This window comes from Pseudomonas fluorescens (assembly GCF_000968015.1).
GTDB lineage: Bacteria > Pseudomonadota > Gammaproteobacteria > Pseudomonadales > Pseudomonadaceae > Aquipseudomonas > Aquipseudomonas fluorescens_W.
The window spans coordinates 1-4,095 of record NZ_LACH01000123.1; the positions used below are offsets into that span (position 1 = coordinate 1).

Here is a 4,095-nt window from a genome sequence, read left to right on the forward strand (position 1 = left end):
AGCAGGCTCACTCCTACAATGGATCGGTGGTTGGCAGGCATGAAAAAGGCGACCCGAAGGTCGCCTTTTTATTCAGCCAGCGTTGATCAGAATTCGTGATCAGCGTTGTCCGGGTTCAGGTCACTGATGCCCAGTTTGCCAGCGGCGGCTTCGATCGAACCGGTCTGCTTGACCAGGGAAGCGATAGCGTCGCGGACGATCTGGTTGCCAGCGGTGTTGCCGGCGGCGATCAGTTGGTCGTAGTGCTCACCCTTGTTGGCGTGATCGACCATGATCTGGATTTTGGCTTCGGTGGCGGCCAGGTCAGCTTTGAGTGCGGTGTCGGCAGCCGGGTCGGCTTTGGCCACCAGGGACGACAGGCTGGCGCCGGTCATTTTGGTGCCGTCGACGCGGGTGTATTCGCCCAGGTACACGTTACGAATGCCTTTGGCATCGTAGAAGTGCGAGTTGTGGGTGTTGTCGCTGAAGCAATCCTGTTCGTCTTCCGGGGAGTTCGCTTCCAGGGAAACCTTCATGCGCTCGCCCGCCAGTTCGCCCAGGGACAGGCTGCCCATGCCGAACAGCATTTTGCGCAGGCCGGATTCAGCTGGCTCGGCTTCCAGGGTGGCGCGGTAGTTGTCGGCCACGTTCGGCTTCCAGTTACCGACCATTTCTTCCAGGTCGCTGACCAGCAGTTGGGTCACGGACTTCAGATAAGCGCGACGACGATCGTTATGACCGCCGGTGGCGCCTTTGCCTTCCAGGTAGTCGGAAGCTGGACGGTTGCCGGCGCCAGGGCCGGTGCCGTTCAAGTCCTGGCCCCAGAGCAGGAATTCGATAGCGTGGTAGCCGGTGGCGACGTTGGCCTCGGAACCACCCAGCTCGTTCAGGCTGGCAAGTTTTTCCGGGGTGATGTCTTTCACGTCGACCTTGTCTTCGCCGACCTGAACCTGGGTGTTGGCGATGATGTTGGCCGTGGCGCCCGGGTTACCCAGTGCGTGCTCGTAGGATTTGTCGACGTAGTCGATCAGGCCTTCGTCCAGCGGCCAGGAGTTCAGCTGACCTTCCCAGTCGTCGATGATGGTGTTGCCGAAGCGGAACACTTCGCTCTGCAGGTAAGGAACGCGGGCAGCGATCCAGGCAGCCTTGGCCGCTTTCAGGGTGTCGGCGTTCGGCTTGGCGAGGAAGGCGTCGACGGCGGTTTGCAGGGTCTTCGCGGTGGATTCGGCATCGCTGTAAACGGCGAAGACCATGTCGGCGTAATGCGCGACAACGGCTTTGGCGGCGGCTTCGTCGACTTTACTGGTCGCGGCAGGTGCAGCGGCCGGGGCCGTGGTGCTGGCGGCCGGAGTCGGCGTCTGCACAGCGGCAGCTTTGTCTTTGCCTTCGCCACAACCGGCGAGGGAAATGGCGATGGCCAACAGACTGGCGGTAGCCAGAGGCATACGAATCATGGCGAACATCCTGCTTCGAGAGAGGGTGGAATGGCGCAGCAAGCGCGCAAAACTGCGACATAATGCAAATCTTTCGCATTATGTGTAAAGGGTTGTGCTTGGAAATATTTCGTATTTAGCGGGTTGTGGTGTTGTAGATCAAAAGATCGCAGCCTCGTTGCACTCGACAGCTCCTACACCGCTCCTACAGAGTGAAACGAGGCTGCGATTTCTTGATCTTTTACAAAATAGCCGCGTTACTGCGCTGGGCCTGTTTCAGATACGCGCTCAATTCCCGCGCCGGCAGCGGCTTGCTGTAGAGATAGCCCTGACCTTCGTGACAGCCCTCGGAGATGATGTAGGTCTCTTGCTCGGCGGTTTCCACGCCTTCGGCAATCACCTGCATGCCCAGGCTCTTGCCCAACTGGATGATGGCTCGAACGATGGTCGCATCGTCGTCGTCATCGAGCAGGTCCTGAACGAAGCTCTTGTCGATCTTGATTTTGTCCAGTGGCAGGCTTTTCAGATAGCTCAATGACGAGTAACCGGTGCCGAAGTCGTCGATCGCGATCAGCGCACCGGAGCGGCGCAGGCTCAGCAGGTGCTGGGCGGCGGTGCTGATGTCTTCCATCAGGCCGGTTTCAGTGACTTCCAGCTCCAGGCTGCGCGGTGGCAGGCGGTACATCTGCAGGAGGTTGTTGACCACCCGTGGCAACTCGGCGTGGTGCAGCTGTACCGTGGACAGATTCACCGCCATGCGCAGGTCGGCGAAACCCTGGTCATGCCAGTCGCGCAATTGTTTGCACGCCTGATCCAGCACCCATTCGCCGATGGCGATGATGGTGCCGTTCTGCTCGGCCAGCGGGATGAACAAGTCCGGCGGAACCAGTCCATGCTCTGGATGCTGCCAGCGAATCAGCGCCTCGACACCCACCACCCGGTGATCGCGATAGCTGATCTGCGGCTGGTAGACGAGATAGAACTGGCCACGGGTCAAGGCGTCGCGCAGGTCTTTTTCCAGCTCGCGACGGCGGCGCATCTCGGTGTCGACGCTGGCGATATAGAACTGATAACGGTTGCGCGAGCGAGTCTTGGCCAGTGTCATGGTCTGCTCGGCTTTTTGCAGCAGTTTCTCGGTGCTGTCACCGTCCTCGGGGAACAGGGTGATGCCGATGGTGGCGCGCAGGCGAATCTCTTGATGATCGAGGGCAAATGCCGCTTCCAGGTCATCGAGGATGCTTTGGGCCAGTTCGGCCGCTTCGTAGGGTTGTTCGATGTCGGCCTGAACCAGGGCGAACTGGTCGCCGCCGAGGCGGGCGAGGGCGCCAAGGCGTCCACTGTGAGCTCGCAGGCGATCGGCCAGGGCCAGCAGCAGTTGGTCGCCGGTCTGGTAGCTGAATTGTTCGTTGATGCCCTTGAAGTCGTCCAGGCCGACCACCAATACCGCGACCCGACGTTGCAACTTGCCGGCGTCTACCAGGATTTTGTCCAGTTGCTGCTGCAATTGCTGGCGGTTCGGCAGGCCGGTGAGGAAGTCGTACTGGGCCATGCGTAGCAGGCTGTTTTCCGCTTCGTGGCGCAAATGGGTGTTGCGCTCGATGGACTCGAGCAACTGGTTGGCGGTGTTGATCCAGATCCCCAGTTCGTTCTTTTCATGCCCCTTGAGCAGCGGGATTTTGTGTTCGCTGGGGCGATCCGGATTGATTTCCGTGAGGTGCTCGATGATCCGCGACAGCGGCTTGGTCAGCAGCCAGTGATAGACCAGGTACAGCACCAGCCCCATGGCCATCGCACGCAACACGCCGGAGATGAAGATGATGACCGAACTGACGATGAAACCCTGGCCGTAGGTGGCGGTGTCGAGGGTGATGCTCAAGTCGCCGTAATACTCGCTGTAAGGACCGCGACCCACCAGTTGGGTGGTGAAGGTGCGTTCCTTGCCGAGGATCAGGTCGGTCAGCCAGCGACTGTCGGAATGCTGCAGCTCGCGAGCCTTTTGCGCGAGCATGGCTTCGTTGGGATGGCCAATGGAGGCCTTGCGCACAGCGTCGTCCTGAAACAGGCCTTCGATTACCTGCATACCCATTTCCCGGTCCAGGCTGTAGACGGCCTGGGTCGAGGGGTCGCGGAACATGTCGAGGATGCGCTGGGCATCGCTGGCCACGGCCTGGCGTGTTTTATAGGCATCGAAAACGATCTGCGCGCAGCTCAAGACCACGCCGACGATCAATGCCGACAGGAGCACGACCCGAAGCAACTTCACCGACAAGCTGTTCTTGAGTTCCAGCTTCAAAGAGTCATTCCTTGTTCCGTGCGGGTAGCGTCAAGTTGCCATGAGTATTGGCAATCCGGTGATGGCAGTCAAAGGGACAATCAATCACATGGGGTTTTGCCTGTAGCTTGGCCGAAATGCTGTGGTTTGGAGTATTTGCGCTATTTGTACTGTGTCGGTTGTTGGGGCCTTCAACTTGAGGGGGATTTGGACATATTTTCCGTTTGGTTGATGTTAGACGGGTGTGGCGTTGGGGCAAGGGGCTGAAGGCTGGTTTCTGTGGATGCACCCTGTGTACATTTCCATTTCTGCGGTAACGGCCGCTATTGGTTTCGCCCTTACGGCGAGTCACTTTTTCAAACGACAAAAAGTAACCAAAAGTCTTCGCCCCGAGCGTCCGGCCCCTCGCTT

At 59.2% G+C, this 4,095-nt stretch carries 2 protein-coding genes; both read right to left on the reverse strand.

The window, feature by feature from the left end:
- Nucleotides 1-86 precede the first annotated feature (86 nt).
- Nucleotides 87-1,433: an imelysin family protein gene (locus VD17_RS31005; RefSeq protein ID WP_046057163.1), complete on the reverse strand. Its 1,347-nt coding sequence runs from the start codon at nt 1,431-1,433 to the stop codon at nt 87-89.
- Between the two features lie 220 nt (nt 1,434-1,653).
- Nucleotides 1,654-3,705 carry a putative bifunctional diguanylate cyclase/phosphodiesterase gene (locus VD17_RS31010; protein ID WP_046057164.1) on the reverse strand — a complete coding sequence of 684 codons (2,052 nt, stop codon included), beginning with the start codon at nt 3,703-3,705 and terminating at the stop codon, nt 1,654-1,656.
- Nucleotides 3,706-4,095: the final 390 nt, after the last annotated feature.

Bases quoted from the DNA above. Each gene is read 5' to 3' on its own strand.
- VD17_RS31005 (WP_046057163.1), bottom strand. From the start codon at position 1,433: ATGATTCGTATGCCTCTGGCTACCGCCAGTCTGTTGGCCATCGCCATT.